16 protein-coding genes and 1 pseudogene are annotated in these 14403 nt (G+C 57.5%); 6 read left to right on the top strand and 11 right to left on the bottom strand.

Going from position 1 to position 14403, the window contains the following annotated elements; all coding sequences use genetic code 11:
• Positions 1 to 381: 381 nt before the first annotated feature.
• Positions 382 to 642 carry a DUF982 domain-containing protein gene (locus tag AB8B31_RS29630; protein WP_018246330.1) on the top strand — a complete coding sequence of 87 codons (261 nt, stop codon included), beginning with the start codon at positions 382 to 384 and terminating at the stop codon, positions 640 to 642.
• A 30-nt stretch (positions 643 to 672) separates the two neighbouring features.
• Here AB8B31_RS29630 and AB8B31_RS29625 read toward each other — a convergent pair whose 3' ends face one another.
• A complete protein-coding gene (locus AB8B31_RS29625) occupies positions 673 to 912 on the bottom strand; it encodes a hypothetical protein (protein WP_245268286.1) in 240 nt (79 codons plus the stop codon).
• Between the two features lie 66 nt (positions 913 to 978).
• Between AB8B31_RS29625 and AB8B31_RS29620 the strand changes: the two genes are divergently transcribed.
• Entirely contained in the window at positions 979 to 1191 is a 213-nt protein-coding gene (locus tag AB8B31_RS29620) for a hypothetical protein (RefSeq protein WP_245268285.1), read from the top strand.
• A gap of 295 nt (positions 1192 to 1486) precedes the next feature.
• On the opposite strand, the gene AB8B31_RS29615 is transcribed toward AB8B31_RS29620, so the two are convergent.
• The 6 genes from AB8B31_RS29615 to AB8B31_RS29590 all read right to left on the bottom strand — a co-directional run bounded on the left by AB8B31_RS29615 (position 1487) and on the right by AB8B31_RS29590 (position 7721).
• On the bottom strand, positions 1487 to 1975 hold the full coding sequence (locus tag AB8B31_RS29615; protein WP_018246328.1) for a GNAT family N-acetyltransferase: 489 nt from the start codon (positions 1973 to 1975) through the stop codon (positions 1487 to 1489).
• The gene (locus AB8B31_RS29610) at positions 1975 to 2259 is read right to left on the bottom strand and encodes a DUF1778 domain-containing protein (protein ID WP_026188748.1); all 285 of its coding nucleotides are present in this window, start codon (positions 2257 to 2259) and stop codon (positions 1975 to 1977) included. Before AB8B31_RS29610 ends, AB8B31_RS29615 begins: the two co-directional genes overlap by 1 nt.
• Positions 2260 to 2742: 483 nt before the next feature.
• Positions 2743 to 3492, bottom strand: coding sequence for a sulfite exporter TauE/SafE family protein (locus tag AB8B31_RS29605; protein ID WP_018246326.1), 750 nt, complete (start codon positions 3490 to 3492; stop codon positions 2743 to 2745).
• A gap of 107 nt (positions 3493 to 3599) precedes the next feature.
• On the bottom strand, positions 3600 to 4667 hold the full coding sequence (locus tag AB8B31_RS29600) for a lipocalin-like domain-containing protein (protein WP_018246325.1): 1068 nt from the start codon (positions 4665 to 4667) through the stop codon (positions 3600 to 3602).
• Positions 4657 to 7065, bottom strand: a complete 2409-nt coding sequence (locus AB8B31_RS29595; protein ID WP_018246324.1) for an ABC transporter permease — start codon at positions 7063 to 7065, stop codon at positions 4657 to 4659. Before AB8B31_RS29595 ends, AB8B31_RS29600 begins: the two co-directional genes overlap by 11 nt.
• The gene (locus AB8B31_RS29590) at positions 7062 to 7721 is read right to left on the bottom strand and encodes an ABC transporter ATP-binding protein (protein ID WP_018246323.1); all 660 of its coding nucleotides are present in this window, start codon (positions 7719 to 7721) and stop codon (positions 7062 to 7064) included. Before AB8B31_RS29590 ends, AB8B31_RS29595 begins: the two co-directional genes overlap by 4 nt.
• A gap of 460 nt (positions 7722 to 8181) precedes the next feature.
• Between AB8B31_RS29590 and AB8B31_RS29585 the strand changes: the two genes are divergently transcribed.
• Complete coding sequence (locus tag AB8B31_RS29585; protein ID WP_309232581.1) at positions 8182 to 8616, top strand: RT0821/Lpp0805 family surface protein; 435 nt, start codon at positions 8182 to 8184, stop codon at positions 8614 to 8616.
• A gap of 25 nt (positions 8617 to 8641) precedes the next feature.
• Here AB8B31_RS29585 and AB8B31_RS29580 read toward each other — a convergent pair.
• The 3 genes and pseudogenes from AB8B31_RS29580 to AB8B31_RS29570 all read right to left on the bottom strand — a co-directional run.
• Positions 8642 to 8902, bottom strand: a pseudogene (locus AB8B31_RS29580) (hypothetical protein); the annotation flags it as partial.
• Between the two features lie 36 nt (positions 8903 to 8938).
• The gene (locus tag AB8B31_RS29575; protein ID WP_018517805.1) at positions 8939 to 9607 is read right to left on the bottom strand and encodes a helix-turn-helix domain-containing protein; all 669 of its coding nucleotides are present in this window, start codon (positions 9605 to 9607) and stop codon (positions 8939 to 8941) included.
• Between the two features lie 247 nt (positions 9608 to 9854).
• On the bottom strand, positions 9855 to 10322 hold the full coding sequence (locus AB8B31_RS29570; protein ID WP_439007596.1) for a hypothetical protein: 468 nt from the start codon (positions 10320 to 10322) through the stop codon (positions 9855 to 9857).
• Positions 10323 to 10438: 116 nt separating this feature from the next.
• Between AB8B31_RS29570 and istA the strand changes: the two genes are divergently transcribed.
• Complete coding sequence (gene istA, locus AB8B31_RS29565; protein WP_130713392.1) at positions 10439 to 11965, top strand: IS21 family transposase; 1527 nt, start codon at positions 10439 to 10441, stop codon at positions 11963 to 11965.
• Entirely contained in the window at positions 11955 to 12767 is an 813-nt protein-coding gene (gene istB, locus AB8B31_RS29560) for an IS21-like element helper ATPase IstB (RefSeq protein ID WP_130660431.1), read from the top strand. Before istA ends, istB begins: the two co-directional genes overlap by 11 nt.
• Before the next feature lie 85 nt (positions 12768 to 12852).
• Here istB and AB8B31_RS29555 read toward each other — a convergent pair whose 3' ends face one another.
• Entirely contained in the window at positions 12853 to 13230 is a 378-nt protein-coding gene (locus tag AB8B31_RS29555) for a sunset domain-containing protein (protein ID WP_018246311.1), read from the bottom strand.
• 386 nt (positions 13231 to 13616) lie between these two features.
• On the opposite strand from AB8B31_RS29555, the gene AB8B31_RS29550 reads away from it, so the two are divergent.
• A complete protein-coding gene (locus AB8B31_RS29550; RefSeq protein ID WP_018246309.1) occupies positions 13617 to 14219 on the top strand; it encodes a hypothetical protein in 603 nt (200 codons plus the stop codon).
• Positions 14220 to 14403 lie beyond the last annotated feature (184 nt).

Below are 14403 nucleotides of genomic sequence, written 5' to 3'. Positions count from 1 at the left end.
GCTCCATGCCTGGCTCGCCGATCGAGATATCCATGCCGGCTTTGGATGGTGAAACATGGCGACGTGGCAGCGCTGGAGCCGGTCCGGCAGGGCAATTGCGGACATCCTCGGATTAAGCGGTATCGATGATGTCTGCGTTGCGGAATAATTCGGGGCGTTCGACTTCCTCGCGAACATGTCGGCGGCCATGGTGGCTTCAGCACGGGTAACGAGGCTGGCGCGTTTCCCCGCCAACATGTGCCTGGCGATGCTGAGGCGACTGAAGCGCCTTTAAGACATGGTCTCCTTTCATGATGCGGCCTGCGAAACGAGCTTTGGCAGAAGATCACGGAACAGTTCTTGCACGGTTACTAATATATTTACCGTGGGAGACCTAAAGTCATGAAATGGCACACATCCGCACAGTTTACCCCTCTGATGCTCGTTGTAAGCGGGTCGGAAAAATACAAGCTCGTCGCGACCCTTTTCCAGGCTGCCGAAATGCTGACGGCTAGCTGGCCGGTCGACGATGGAGAAGAATATCTTATAGCGATTAGGGCGTGCCGGAATGCAATTCATGGGGAAATTCCGGCTCAGGATGCCCGAGCAGCGCTTATCCGTGCCGCCGACGAAGCTGGCATTCCGGTGATCACCGTTCACTGAGTGTCCGCCGACTAATGAGTTATGGGCGCCTCATGACACGGGTCTCTCGTTGCGCTGCATGCGCAGGTCCACTCCGCTGAACATCACTTTCAGGCTGCGCGCGGCCAGCAGCTCTTTTGGCCTCTCTTCGGCGACAAGTGCCAACTTCCGTTCCTTCACGTACTTCGCGTGCGTCTCCGGCGTGTCGATGCCAGAAACGAAGGGAACACCTTCCCAGCAACCGCATGTTCTGCCCGCTTCATCTACCGTGTCGCCGTCGACGACGGTCAAAGATCCGCAGACCTCTTGAATAAACGGAAGGACACGCGAGTTTTTCCGGTTAGCAAGGAGGAAATCATGTCCGTACCCAACGAGCCTATCGTTCCGCCGGCAGCGCCGCCGATCGGCAATCCCGAACCTGAGCGAGATCCTGGGGAGACTCCGCCGCCTGATGGCCCGGAGCCAGACGACGGCGACGATCCGATGACGCAAGCTCACGCCCAGGAGGCCCAACGAAGCCCGACTTGGGGACTGCTCTGCCGCGGCGTTCAGGTGCATGCTGCTGACTGAGATCATGCGACGTTCTTTCTGATGGGAGTGAGCTCGCCCAAGGACGATTTGGAGAACGCCCAAGACGTCGACTGGCTCTGTGCTTTCCGGTAACCACACCCAGATGAAGGTTCGTTGTTCTCAGCCTCGGCTCGTCTTGTAACCGGCTTTCATCTTCTACTGCCGGCAAGCTCCAAATATTCGAAATCATGTGGCAATTAGGACATGGATTCCGATTTTAGACAAACTTTTCAAAGCTCTCCGTCAAATTCTCCGACCGTCGTTGGGTTGTCAGACGAGCGACTGTTTTCACCGATCACTTCAGGCCTACTTGAGCTTTCAATGATAACACCAAGGCCATAGGATTCGCGGGCGACGCTGCAAATCCAAAATGCTCATAGAAGGCCTTGGCCTCATCGGAGATCGCGTGAACCAGAAGGCCGCGAATACCCATGATATGGGCTGCCTGTCCGGTACGCAGCACGGCGTCTTGCAACAGCGCGGCTCCGATTCCTTTTCCCTGCCAGTTGCGATCGATGGCCAGACGGCCAAGGACTGCCATGGGAACCGGGTCGGGCATGTTGCGCCGGATCGCTCCCGGAGCGTCCGAGACCGCCAGCGCTCCCGATGAGAGGCAGTAATAACCGACAACGCGCTCGCCCTCGCAGACCACATAGGTTCGCGATGCGCCGCTGACCTGATTGGCCCGCGCCCTGCGGCGCAGCCATTCATCAAGGCTGTCGTGCCCGCTGTCGAATAGCTGGAGATCGTGCGCTTCGCCGAGAAGCGTCGGTGCAGACAACATTACGGCTGCCAGGGTTTGGGAGCATTCATCAACCGTTCGAAGCCTTCGCTATTTGGCGGCTGGTCGAGGACGGCGAGATAGTGTTTGTAGCTGTCAGGATCGACCCGCACCAATGTCTGATCGAGAAGCGCGTCTTCTGCAGCACGGCGCGATGCGTCGATCATGAAATCCGAACGGGTTTTCCCGTGGGCCTTGGCGGCGCGGTCGATCAGGACGCGAACGTCCTCACGAACCCTCAAGTTAACGGCGCGGGTATGGGTATCAGTGGCATTTTTGCTGGTCATGGCCTTTTCCTTCAAGGCCTTATACCACAAACGCATACACAATGTGTATCTATTTCCTGCGATGTTGCGGGTTGATACCCCTTCGGTTCCTTCTGGACATGGGCGCTGATCGCATTCGATCGGAAGCCCGGCTTTCACCGTTAGACAAGAAACTGGCGACGCCAGTTCCTCAATCCCTACGCCTTCGAGAACGCGCCCGCCGCATTGCGGGCGCTAGTTGAGTGATCCAGCAGCCCGGGATCGCGCCTCTCGCCCACGAACCAGCAAATCCGCGCATTTGGAAAGGCGAACACTGGGCACAAGCTCATCTGCGTGCCGCCAATATTCGGCGGCAATGACGATCGTTCGTGCGTTCTCAATCAAATCCGCTGGATCGACGCTTTCCCGCGATCCACTCGTCGTGCCCCTTGAGCATTTTGCAGGACTTCGGCTCCTTCAATTGCAAGTTATTGACTGAGAGCCTGAGGGGCACGGGACCTCCGCTCAAAGGTAAGCTCGCGAAAAGAACACCGCGGTCGTTAAAAAGGCGACCACGAGGGTTAGCAGCCGAACGACCGATGATGGCAGCCTTCGTCCGATATGCGCTCCGATCCACCCGCCGATAACGGCTCCAATCGTCATGGGAATGCACTCCTGCCATACGATTGCCCCGGCAAGTACGAAGACGACGACGGCGACCGCGTTGGCGGCGGTTACCATCACCATTCTTGTCGGATTCAGGCTCTTGATGTCCCCGCCCCCGAGCGCGCTCCACGCCGCAAGCATCATGAGACCCACCGCGCCGCCAAAATAGCCGCCATAAAGACCGAGAAAGAACTGAACCGTTGCGAACGCCAGAACACTCGGACGTGCCTGCGTCTGCAACTGGGCGCTGAGCCTCGGACCTGCAGCGAGCATCAATGTCGCCACCAGCAAAAGCCATGGCAGGATACCATCGAAAATCCTCGAAGGGGTTAGCAGCAATAGAATGCTTCCGGCCACACCACCCATCACCGTCACGACAGCAATGGGCACGACATTGACGCCGCACACACTCCTAACCCCATCACGGTAGACCCACGAGCTCGCCATACCGCCGGGAAACAAGGCTAAGGTGCTTGTCGCGTTTGCGGCTACCGACGGCACTCCGACCGATATCAGCGCAGGCAGGGATACGAACGAACCGCCGCCCGCCAACGCATTCATGCTGCCAGCTAACAAGCCAGCAAGGAAAAGAAGCATTATATCGTACATGTTCAGGTCGCCTTAGCACCCAAGCCTGATTTCGGCCGAGCCTTTTGTCCAATACCGCGGTCACATTGCCGTACGACGTTGTGCGTCCATAAGAGTCCGCCCCACGACTAGTATCCTGTCATTTCGAGATATCCGACGCCTGACATTGAACCCCTGAGATCTATCGGCCCCTCCCAGTATGGCGTCGATATCGCCATCCAGGACTGGTCATTCAACGGTTTGGTTCTTATATCGAGCGACTTACCTGGAACACGTATTCGCCATTCCACCGGTATCTCTCGCCCCTTGACTGTTGCCTTCCGCAAAGGCTCCAGTTGAACCTCTTCTTTCGACAAGGGTGTCGTTCGCCCGTCCGAGGATATCCAGTTCGCGGAGATGAACCCGTCCTTATCATCGCGAAGGCGAAAGGCCATAAGCTTCTCGCCAGAGTCGAAATGTAATGAGAACCAGTCCCAGCCCGTCTGGTTTGAGGCGAGCGGCTGAGACGACCACTCCCGATCCAGCCACGCTCTCCCGGTGACCTTCACCGGGGATCCGGAGATCGTGATTGCGCCGGAGACCTTGTAGAACGGTTGCGAGTAGTAGTAGCTCGCCTGCCCGCCTGATGACTTCACAGAAAACCCGTTATCACCCTGCAGCACGAGCGGGCCATCGGCGCCAAGGTTCAAGCCAAAACTGAAATCCGTCCCGCTCGCAGTCACCGAAAGATCCCCAAGGTCAAAGGCGCTCTCAGTGGAACCAGTCATCTGCCAGTCGTCGATCCATGCTCGAAACGGCGTGGCCTCGACGCCTGCCTGTCCAACGCCGCCCCGGCCCAAGCGCTCGGCGACGAACTGGTGAGACTGGGTGGTAATCGCCGCATGCCCGATCCATAGCTGGGGATCTGCGAAGCCTGGCCTTTCTTCCGGAGCCAGAGCGGATCGAAACAATGTCCACTGCGCCCCATACCGCTTGCCATCCTCACCCTTGAGGTTGGCGGTGACATACCACCACTCAATCCGATAATCCGGATGAGCGCCATGATCGGCAGGAAACGAGAGATCGCGTCCACGCTCCGGGATCGAAAAGCCCTGTGCATCCGATCCCAGTCCGGCGAACCCCTGCCCCGACGCCTGTTCAGCCAGAGAGACCATAGCCACTGCGACAAAGGCGGATGAAACTTTTCTAACGTTCATTCGCGAAAATCCTAAGCAGGTCTGCAGGATTGATCGTGGCCAGGCGCCTGACCGGCACCAGCACCGACAAGAACGCCGCCAGCAGCGCAATCGCTCCCAGCCAGAGCCAGTCGATCGGAAAGACCATCATCGGCAAGCGCCACCCGAAAGCCTCCACGTTCACAATCGAAAGCAGCACCCATGCCAGAGTAAGACCGACCGGAATCGCCGCCAGAAATGTCACGAGCCACAGCGCCAGTGTCCGGGCAATTTCGTATAGAGCCAGATCTCGACGCCGCACACCGATCGCCCAGACTGGTGCAAGCTGCGGAAGCCGAATTCCAGAGAGGGTCAAGAGGCTTGAGAACATGGCAAATCCCGCCACCGCCAGCGTGAGGACGTTCAGTGCACCTGTCACCTTAAATGTCTGGTCGAAGATGGCTCGCGACTGTCGTTTGAGTGAAGCCTGGTCGACAATCGCTGTCTCAGGCAGACCCAATTCCGCGACTAGCTGAAGTTTCAGGTCCTGGGCTTGCTCGGGAGGCACGCGGACGCCGTATCGGAGCTTCGGCACATTCGGGTAATGATCAACCAAGGTATCGATCCCAACAATTACCTGCCCGATGGGGTTTCCGTAGTCTGAATAAACGCCAACTACGGTAGCAGTCCACCCACCCGGCATAACCAAAGGCTGGCCGATCTTAGCTTGACCACGACGCCACATCTGCTCGTTGACGAGAGCGCCCTGCCCGTTAGCAACCGTTCCCCACACGTCCTTATCGGAAGCGATCAGTGGCCAGTGCTCCCGATAGGTCGGATCATCTGCGACGCCAAAAATCTGGACCTGCTCACCTGAGACCTCACCGTCGACGCTCCAGATCGGAAGGACTGCTGTGGCGTGCCGCTGAAGCCAAGTCCGCAGTCGCTCGGACTGGTCGTCATCCTTGGCGGTCACGTATAGCTCTGCGGCCAAGCGTTGATCAAGCCATCCGATAAACGTCAATCGGAAACTGGAAACCATCGTGCCGACACCAATGTTTGCCGACAATGCTAGAAGAAGGGCCATTAGGGCCAGCGACAGCCCCGGCAGCTGTATACGGGTATCTGCCCAGAACCATTCCATAAGAGCGCTTCTTGCGAACTGTTGAGCCGTGATCAGGGTAACGGCAATAAGCCCTGGCAGTATCAGTGCCGCTCCGAGAAGCAGGCAAGCGAGTACTGCAAAGCCCGCGACAAGGCCGGACCCGGCTATTGCAAGGAGGGCTGCCAATATTAGCAACGATCCGCCAGCTCCAGCCTGATAAACCAGCGAGCGCGCTGATGCTCTCGCCCACGCCCTTGGTTGAGCCGCTGCGAGGATCGGCAGTGTCCAGACGCGCCAAAGGCTCTGTGCCGAGGAAACGCCGGTCCCTCCAAGAGCGATCGCCAGTCCCGCTAGCCACCATTCGGGCCGAATTGACAGCGAGCCCGACACATTCGCCCCATACAAGTTCCGCAAGGTGGCAGCGACACCCGGCATCAAGAGCCAGGCGATGATGTAGCCGAGAATAACCCCGAGAACGCCGGAAACCAGGGCCAGTATCGACAGTTCAACCACGATCATGACGGCCAGAGTCCGAAGGGAAACACCAAGAGATCGCAGTGTTCGAAGGGTACCGCGACGCTGTTCGAAGGTCAGGCCTGTTGTGGAGTAAACGATGAACAGACCGACGACGAACGACAGAAACCCGAAAGCGGTCAGGTTAAGGTGGAAGCTGTCCGTGAGGCGAGAGACATCCGGCTGGTCGGCCGGTTCGCGAATGGTCAGCCCCGGCGCTATTTGTTCGAGAGCTTGAACTGTAACCCGCTGCTCGGGAGCTATGACCAGACGGTCGATCTTCCCATGTTTTTCAAGCAATTTGTCCGCTACGGAGATGTCCACGAAGGCAGCGCCGTCTGGGACGTTGCCGTGGACTTTGACGGCCATTTCCGTGTTGCCACGCAGCCGCTCGGCAGTCGCGGCGGATACCAAAAGAAGCCCAGTGGTGGAAAAGAAGCCGGAGAGCTCCGCACCGTTTGCGATGGTCACGCCCGAACTACCCCTGGGCATGGTCAGCGGCTCGATGCCGACCATTCTTATCCGCACCGGCCCAAAGCGATAGTTGCCCTCGATGACAGGCGAAATGTTCAGGCCTGCTCGGCGAAGGCGTCCATATACCGCGGTCGCAATACCATCATCCTCCTTGGCAACGATCTGCCGAAGGCTTCCTTGCTCGAGAACCGATGATGCCCGTGCGTAACTTGCCCTAGCCTCTGCATTGATTGCTTGGACGCCGGACCAAAGCGCCGTTGCGAGCGTTATTCCCATGACCAAGGTGAGCAGCTGAAGCGGCTTTCGGCGCCAGTGCGACAGCAGCGCTGCGAAGGCGACGAGGTTCATTCGACAATCTTCCCGCCGCGAAGAACCACTATTCGATCCAGACCGCCTGCAAGCCTTGCGGAGTGAGTCACAAGCAGAAGAGCGGACCTCGCGGTCCGTGACAGACTGACCATAAGATCTAGGACCCTGTCTCCGGTCTGCTCATCCAGGTTGCCCGTTGGCTCATCCGCGAGAATGAGTGGCGGCCGCGCGGCCAAGGTCCGCCCAATCGCAACGCGCTGTTGCTGACCTCCAGATAGTTGCTCGGGGTAGCGGCTGATGTAATCACGCAGCCCCAATTTGCCAATCAGCTCCATCTCCCAAGCAGGATCAAATCGATCGGCGAGCTTTGCGTGGAATGAGATATTGGCGGCGACTGTCAGCGAAGGGATGAGATTAAACTGTTGAAAAACCAAGCCCACCTGGGTTCTACGGTAATGAGCGCATTCATTCTCATTAAGCTGCCGGATGTCCCGTCCGTTCATGACGATGGATCCACTATCCGCGCGATCCAGGCAGCCAGCCAGGTGCAGCAGCGTACTCTTGCCACTGCCGGACTCTCCCGTCAGGGCCACGCTTTCGCCAGAGGCCACCTGAAGGTCGACCCCCTTTAGTATTTCGATTAGCCCCTCGGCCGTGGTGTAGGATTTTCTGACGCCTGAGAGGGTAAGGATCATGTCGGTCTCTTAGTCAGGGATTCGCAGAATGCAACGACCTATGGGTGACCTAAGAATTTATTCGGAGGATCACAAGACCTTGGTCCGAAACGTTCACCTTTGAAGGGCCAAGCCTACCACGTTCGCCGCGACCTACCGCTAACTGGGATCGCTTCAGCTCGTAGTCAGCGTGGCCCCACGACGAACCAAGGAGTCGATACCTAATCGCCATGTCAACTTGCGGTACAGTAGAATTCCAAGCTTGAAGAGCGACGGAGAACAGTCGTTCGGCCGCTGGACCAAGCGAGCCGCGGCAAGATGGGCATGATGACCCAGCTCGCACGGTTAATATCCATGCCACATCGCTGGAGTTCGTGCAGAGTGAGCACCTCGAAGCATCGAGATTAGATATGCTGCGAAACCAGCACAACCTGCCGAGAGTACCGCACCGCAAAGCGTCATCATCCACAACAGATAAGGGATGGCGCCCGCATCTGGTCACAATGCGATGTCAATAGGCAGATCCGAATGGCTGGTTTGTCACTCTATGCTTTCAAAACTGATCGTGACTACCCTTGTGTCGCTTGTGCTGGTGGTTACCGCTTGCTCACACCCCGAGCCGCTTCAGACGTCCACAATTGCTCCGGTCGCTTCGACGGCAGTTCCGATCACCGACCAAATGGTGATTGCCGAAACCGTGGGACGGGCCACGGTCGGTTCTGATCCGCTAGCGTGGGCTAACCCGTCCACTGGCAGCGCTGGGGTTATCGAGCAAGTCCGGCCAGGCACAAACAATCCAGACGGATGCCGCGACTTCGTCACAAGCAAGCAGAGTCTTGAGGGCGTGAGTCGGTTCAATGGTGTCGCTTGTCCAGCAGATGGATCTTGGAAGCTAAACGGCTCGGGCTTGCACTAGGAACCCAAGTTGGATCGGGTTCAGCGATTCCCTCACGCTGGCGATAGTAGTCAGGCTTGGTAGGCAGCGTCAGGCCGAACTTTTCGAGCATGCGCTCGATCAGGTCCATGGCCTCGGCTGCAAGACCCGCATAACCTTCCTGGCGCTTCTCAAAGAAGCCATCGAACCCGGGCCTGGCGTCCTTCGGCGGCGAAAGGATGGGATCCGGAACGTGAAACGCGAATTCGCCTTCATCCATCGGATTGAATTCTGGGATGTCCCGGACTGCCGCATAGCTCGCGCCAACGAGTAGATATTGCACTGGCCATTATTGACGGCTTGTTCAGGAGTGTCTTCCGGTTAGCGTTTTACTTCCGCGGGCGGCCGTGGTGACGGCATTGAGTCGTTCAGGCGAAAGAACGTGAATGATACGATGAGTTAGGCCGTCCATACGTATGGCACGTCTCGCCGTCAGTCCTGTGAAGGACCGCGCCACCGACTCGGTAGTCAATCCGAGGTAGTCCGCGATATCCCGACGTGACATGAACAGTTCGAAATTCTGCGCTCCAGTTCGCGCGGCCATCTCGATGATGAAGGCCGCCACACGGCCAATCGCACTCTGGCATACCATGGCGAGTTGGCGATCCCTGGCGGCAGAAACTTCCTTCACTGCCAAGTCCATTAGATCGATCGGCACGGTGCGCATATTGGAAAGGGAATAACTGATTAGGTGCAAATCGCAGATCGCCTCGGTAAATGCAGCCCGCCGCTCACCGCCCTCGAGTCCGAACCATTCGCCTGCGCAGTGAAAAGATAGGATGTAGCGACGTCCATCCGCCAGCAGGCGGTATATCCTGACCGCTCCTACCTCGATGTAGTAGAGGCTCGACGAAGGGTCGTCCTCCCGATAGATCAGTTCGTCAGCCGGACGACATTCAGGCCTACCCGCTGTGAACTGGTACATTGAACGGGTTTCAATTCTCGGCTCGGGATTGAAGTTCGCGATCGACATATTTAGCCCCTCTCACTGAGCACTAAGCGGTCAGCAAACGGATGAGAATTGGGGACGTCCTCTAAGCACTATTACGAGGTGTTACCTGATATCAGTGATATCTCCTTGAGCCGCACAGCGTTCTCCCTCCCTCTGCCTCTCCCTAGTCCGCTGGCACTCGTGCCGATCAGCGTTCCCATACGCCCTCGCCGAAATGGCTAGCTTTGTGCGGATTGTTCGGTAGACGGGGTGAGTTATATAGGATTGCCTAATATATAGGTGACGCGCTTTGTCGCTCGCCGATGACAGCAAGTGGCGCCACGGACGTGGCAATGCTCCCCGCAACGTCCGATTGGATTTTAAACACTGTCTCTTTGCCTATATCGTCGTAGTAGTTTTCAGCCCAGACGACAGCGCCATCCGACCGCCTCACCAGCCGGGCCGACGATCGTAGTGTCTCTCCGTCCATTAGCACCGCGCCCTGGAGAACATAGAGACTATCTCTCGCACTCGACGCGCCGTCGGCCTTTACGACTATGTTCTTGAGCGAAAACAGCTTGTTCACCAGGTCGTAGGAAAGACCTTGAGACATGGCCGACGCTGCCGGGGCTTGGGATATCGGCTCAAATGGTTCGACGAGGATCGATGGTATTGTCGTCGTGGTAGCCGGGTTCGGTGCGTCCAGCCAAACCCATGCCTGAGCCAGGACGAAAGCCCCTATGGTCGCTGCGGTCACCAGCTGTTGATTTCCACTGAGAGCTGACCCGGCGCAGCCAGATATTTCCATTGAGAATTGACCCATGTTTCAACCGTCCCTCGCATGTTTTCAGCGGGGGCTCTGGAGTGATCGACATGGCATTACTGAGCGTAATCCGACGCTGGCATTTTCGAGAGCATCTATCGATCCGGGAGATTTGCCGCAGGACCGGCCTGTCCCGGAATACCATCCGCAAATACCTGCGTGCCGGCGGCGTGGAGCCGAAGTTCAACGTCCCGGAGCGACCGAGCAAGCTTGACCAGTTTGCGGATCGATTGTCAGCTTGGTTGAAGACGGAATCCAAGAAGGGCCGCAAACAGAAGCGGACGATGAAGCAATTACATGCTGACCTGGTCAGCCTCGGCTACGAGGGCTCCTACAATCGCGTGGCGGCATTTGCTCGGGAATGGCGTGATGATCGGCAGAGGGAATTGCAGACGACAGGCCGCGGCACGTTTGTGCCCTTGGCGTTCGAGCCTGGTGAAGCCTTCCAGTTCGACTGGTCGGAAGACTGGGCGATCATCGGCAATGAGCGCACCAAGCTGCAGGTGGCGCATACGAAGCTGAGCTACTCCAGGGCTTTCATCGTCCGAGCCTATCTCCTGCAGACGCATGAGATGCTGTTCGATGCCCATAATCACGCGTTCCGCGTCTTCGGCGGCATTCCTGGCCGCGGCATCTACGACAATATGAAGACTGCAATCGACAAGGTCGGCCGTGGCAAGGAGCGCGACGTCAACGTCCGCTTCATGGCAATGGCCAGCCACTACGTGTTCGAGCCCGAGTTCTGCAATCCGGCCTCCGGCTGGGAGAAAGGACAGGTCGAGAAGAACGTTCAGGATGCGCGTCATCGCTTCTTCCAACCGGTCCCGCGCTTTCCATCACTGGAAGCCCTGAATGACTGGCTTGAGCAGCGTTGCAAGGAGTTCTGGGCACAGACCCCGCATGGTCAGATGCGTGGCACCATCGCCGACATCTGGGCAGAGGAAACACCAGCTTTGATGCCCGTTTCCAGGCCGTTCGACGGGTTTGTCGAATACACGAAGCGGGTCACGCCAACCTGCCTCGTGCATCTGGAGCGCAACCGCTACAGCGTTCCGGCATCCTTTGCCAATCGACCGGTGAGCCTTCGAGTCTACCCGGATCGTGTCGTCGTCGCGGCAGAAGGTCAGATCGTTTGCGAGCACCGTCGCGTCATCGATCGTTCCCATGATCGACCGGGGCAGACCATCTATGACTGGCGGCATTATCTGGCGGTGGTGCAGCGAAAGCCCGGCGCTCTTCGCAACGGCGCACCGTTCGCCGAGCTTCCAGACGCATTCCGGACCTTGCAACAATATCTGCTCAAGAAGCCAGGTGGCGACCGCGAGATGGTCGATATCCTGGCACTTGTTCTCCAGCACGACGAACAGGCAGTGCTCTCGGCCGTCGACATGGCGCTGAAGTCCGGCGTTCCGACCAAGACGCATGTGTTGAACCTGCTGCATCGCCTGGTCGACGGCAAATCCTTCACGCCGCCGACCCTCGACGCACCTCAGGCACTGACGCTCACCAATGAGCCCAAGGCCAATGTCGAACGATACGATACCTTGAGAAAGACGGAGGTTCGCCATGCGTCATAATCCGGCAAGCGGCGCGATCGTCATCATGCTACGGCAACTGAAGATGCACGGCATGGCCCACGCCGTCGGTGATCTGACCGAGCAGGGATCGCCGGCGTTTGAGGCTGCCATTCCGATCCTGTCCCAGCTTCTCAAGGCGGAGACTGCGGAACGAGAGGTCCGATCGACCGCATATCAGCTCAAAACCGCACGCTTCCCGGCTTACCGTGATCTGAACGGCTTCGACTTCGCCAGCAGCGAGATCAACGAGGCGCTCGTGCAACAGCTTCATCGCTGCGACTTCCTCGACGACGCCAACAACATCGTTCTGGTCGGCGGTCCCGGCACGGGCAAGACACACATTGCCACCGCGATCGGCGTCCAGGCCATCGAGCATCACCATAAACGGGTCCGGTTCTTCTCAACGGTCGAACTGGTCAACGCTCTCGAGCAAGAGAAGGCGCAGGGTCGGTCTGGGCAGATCGCTAATCGACTCGTCCATTCCGATCTCGTCATTCTCGACGAGCTGGGATACCTGCCGTTCAGCGCCTCAGGCGGTGCATTGCTCTTCCATCTGCTGAGCAAACTCTACGAGCGCACCAGCGTCATCATCACCACCAACCTGAGCTTCAGTGAATGGGCCAGCGTGTTCGGCGACGCCAAGATGACGACCGCGCTGCTCGACCGGCTTACCCACCACTGCCACATCCTGGAAACCGGAAACGACAGCTTCCGCTTCAAGAACAGCTCGGCTCATGAGCCCAAAACAACGAAGGAGAAACGAAGGAACTTGACCACCACGACCAACACAAACGATACCTAAAGGCGGGTCACTTCTCGGTGGAAACGCCGGGTCAGCTCTCAGTGGAAATCAACATATTGACCTTAGGTCGTCCCACGCCAAAGCATCACGATTTCGATTTCCGCCAGCCCGACGCCCACGCTTCAAATTCCGAGCAGAACCACCGCTCTCCATACTTGGGGCTGATCTTCGTCTCTGCGTAGCGTCGCTGCCCCGGCACATGGAAGATGCGCTCGCCGGTGGCGATGCTGACATTGCCCTTGATTTTGCACGATTGTCCCGAGCCGCCTGAGACGCTCCATGAGGCCAGCAAGTCGCTCGCGGTCCAGCCGCCGGCTGCACCAAACGCGAGGGCGCCGATGAATAAGCCCGGCGCCTTGAACAGCACCGATTTCTTCTGCTGATTGCGATAAGCCGGACGCATGCCCCCAATCTCCGCCATTTCGCGCGAAATATCGTAGCCGCGTTCGCGTATGGCGAACATTTATCAAAAAGGGGTATCTCGCCCATTCCGACCTGCGGGCCTAGCCTTGAAATTTAGATTCTGCTGCGTCTTAACCGCTTGGAACGAAAAGGAATTGCCAGAAACTCAATGATGGTTGCGAGCTCCGTTCGGCCCTCACGGCTCGCGCCAAAGACTTTACCGAACGATCACGCACCCCTGGGCGTAGAGCCGTTGCTGCTGTATTTCGAAATCCTGATCAATGGTGCTGACCCGGGCATAACCGATTTTCGTCATGTGTCACCTCAAGCTTTAGGCATGAGGCTACATGATCTCGAGGAAGATGGCGATGTAGGGGACGGCATGCGCAAGAGAATGGAATTTCGCCCAAGCGCCACGGTAGCGGATTTGGATGAGGGATCTCTGGAATGTCGATCTTGCTGAGAAGTTTGTCGCTGTTGGCTGGAATAACATTGGCGGCGCCTGCCTCTAGCAGTTGTTTGAGCGCTAAAGAAACCAAACAGGGCGTGCTGCTTACCAGAGAAGTACCTTTCTATTCCGTGTTCTACAAGCCGGACGGTCCGGGTCTCACCGAACAACGGCTGATGGAGCGTAACCATTCACTGCAGCCGGTGTCGGCTGTATATTTGCACCCCTTGCTCGTCGAAAAGAGGGTTAGTGCCAGCGGGACGCATGAGCTGAAATACGCGAATGCGATTGCGTTAGAGGATCTACCAAAGAAGAAGAACTGGCAATCCGAGACGACACTGTTCATTAATGGCCAAAAATCCGTTTCGGGCGCTACTGTTATTAGGTTCGACGGCTGGGGAGAGGAAACTATTGCATCTTGTTCTTACAAAGTTTGGGCCATCAACAGCCGTCTCGAACTGACGGAATTGCCTCCGATTATTTTTGAACAATACTATTCCCCCGAGCTTCGTCTCGTTCTTCGTTCGGTAAGGCTGAGCCCCTCCAACAAGCCGTTGAGCGAGGTTCGATTTGATCGGTTCCAAATTGGCTGGGGCAACTGATTGATCGTGAGGTACGTGTTACTGGCGGCCGACGCTTATCGGGCGTCGGTGATTTTCATCCAATGCTTTGAACCTCGGTCTTGCCGCATATTTCAAGGCCAAAGCTGCTATTGACCGAGTTCCGGAAATACGTGGGATTCCCTTTGCCCGCGAGGGCAGCTCATCTAGGCCAAGTACCTGAGTT

This window comes from Rhizobium sp. 62_C5_N11_2, assembly GCF_051811185.1.
Taxonomy (GTDB): domain Bacteria; phylum Pseudomonadota; class Alphaproteobacteria; order Rhizobiales; family Rhizobiaceae; genus Rhizobium; species Rhizobium leguminosarum.
This window is presented reverse-complemented; position numbering and strand designations above follow the sequence as displayed.

Excerpts from the sequence above, each read along its gene's own strand:
- AB8B31_RS29620 (WP_245268285.1), top strand. The coding sequence starts at position 979 with ATGTCCGTACCCAACGAGCCTATCGTTCCGCCGGCAGCGCCGCCGATC.
- AB8B31_RS29595 (WP_018246324.1), bottom strand. The coding sequence starts at position 7,065 with ATGAACCTCGTCGCCTTCGCAGCGCTGCTGTCGCACTGGCGCCGAAAG.
- AB8B31_RS29555 (WP_018246311.1), bottom strand. The coding sequence starts at position 13,230 with ATGTTCGCCATACGCGAACGCGGCTACGATATTTCGCGCGAAATGGCG.
- AB8B31_RS29615 (WP_018246328.1), bottom strand. The coding sequence starts at position 1,975 with ATGTTGTCTGCACCGACGCTTCTCGGCGAAGCGCACGATCTCCAGCTA.
- AB8B31_RS29585 (WP_309232581.1), top strand. The coding sequence starts at position 8,182 with ATGGCGCCCGCATCTGGTCACAATGCGATGTCAATAGGCAGATCCGAA.
- AB8B31_RS29575 (WP_018517805.1), bottom strand. The coding sequence starts at position 9,607 with ATGTCGATCGCGAACTTCAATCCCGAGCCGAGAATTGAAACCCGTTCA.
- istA (WP_130713392.1), top strand. The coding sequence starts at position 10,439 with ATGGCATTACTGAGCGTAATCCGACGCTGGCATTTTCGAGAGCATCTA.
- AB8B31_RS29590 (WP_018246323.1), bottom strand. The coding sequence starts at position 7,721 with ATGATCCTTACCCTCTCAGGCGTCAGAAAATCCTACACCACGGCCGAG.
- AB8B31_RS29600 (WP_018246325.1), bottom strand. The coding sequence starts at position 4,667 with ATGAACGTTAGAAAAGTTTCATCCGCCTTTGTCGCAGTGGCTATGGTC.
- AB8B31_RS29610 (WP_026188748.1), bottom strand. The coding sequence starts at position 2,259 with ATGACCAGCAAAAATGCCACTGATACCCATACCCGCGCCGTTAACTTG.
- AB8B31_RS29550 (WP_018246309.1), top strand. The coding sequence starts at position 13,617 with ATGTCGATCTTGCTGAGAAGTTTGTCGCTGTTGGCTGGAATAACATTG.
- AB8B31_RS29630 (WP_018246330.1), top strand. The coding sequence starts at position 382 with ATGAAATGGCACACATCCGCACAGTTTACCCCTCTGATGCTCGTTGTA.
- istB (WP_130660431.1), top strand. The coding sequence starts at position 11,955 with ATGCGTCATAATCCGGCAAGCGGCGCGATCGTCATCATGCTACGGCAA.
- AB8B31_RS29605 (WP_018246326.1), bottom strand. The coding sequence starts at position 3,492 with ATGTACGATATAATGCTTCTTTTCCTTGCTGGCTTGTTAGCTGGCAGC.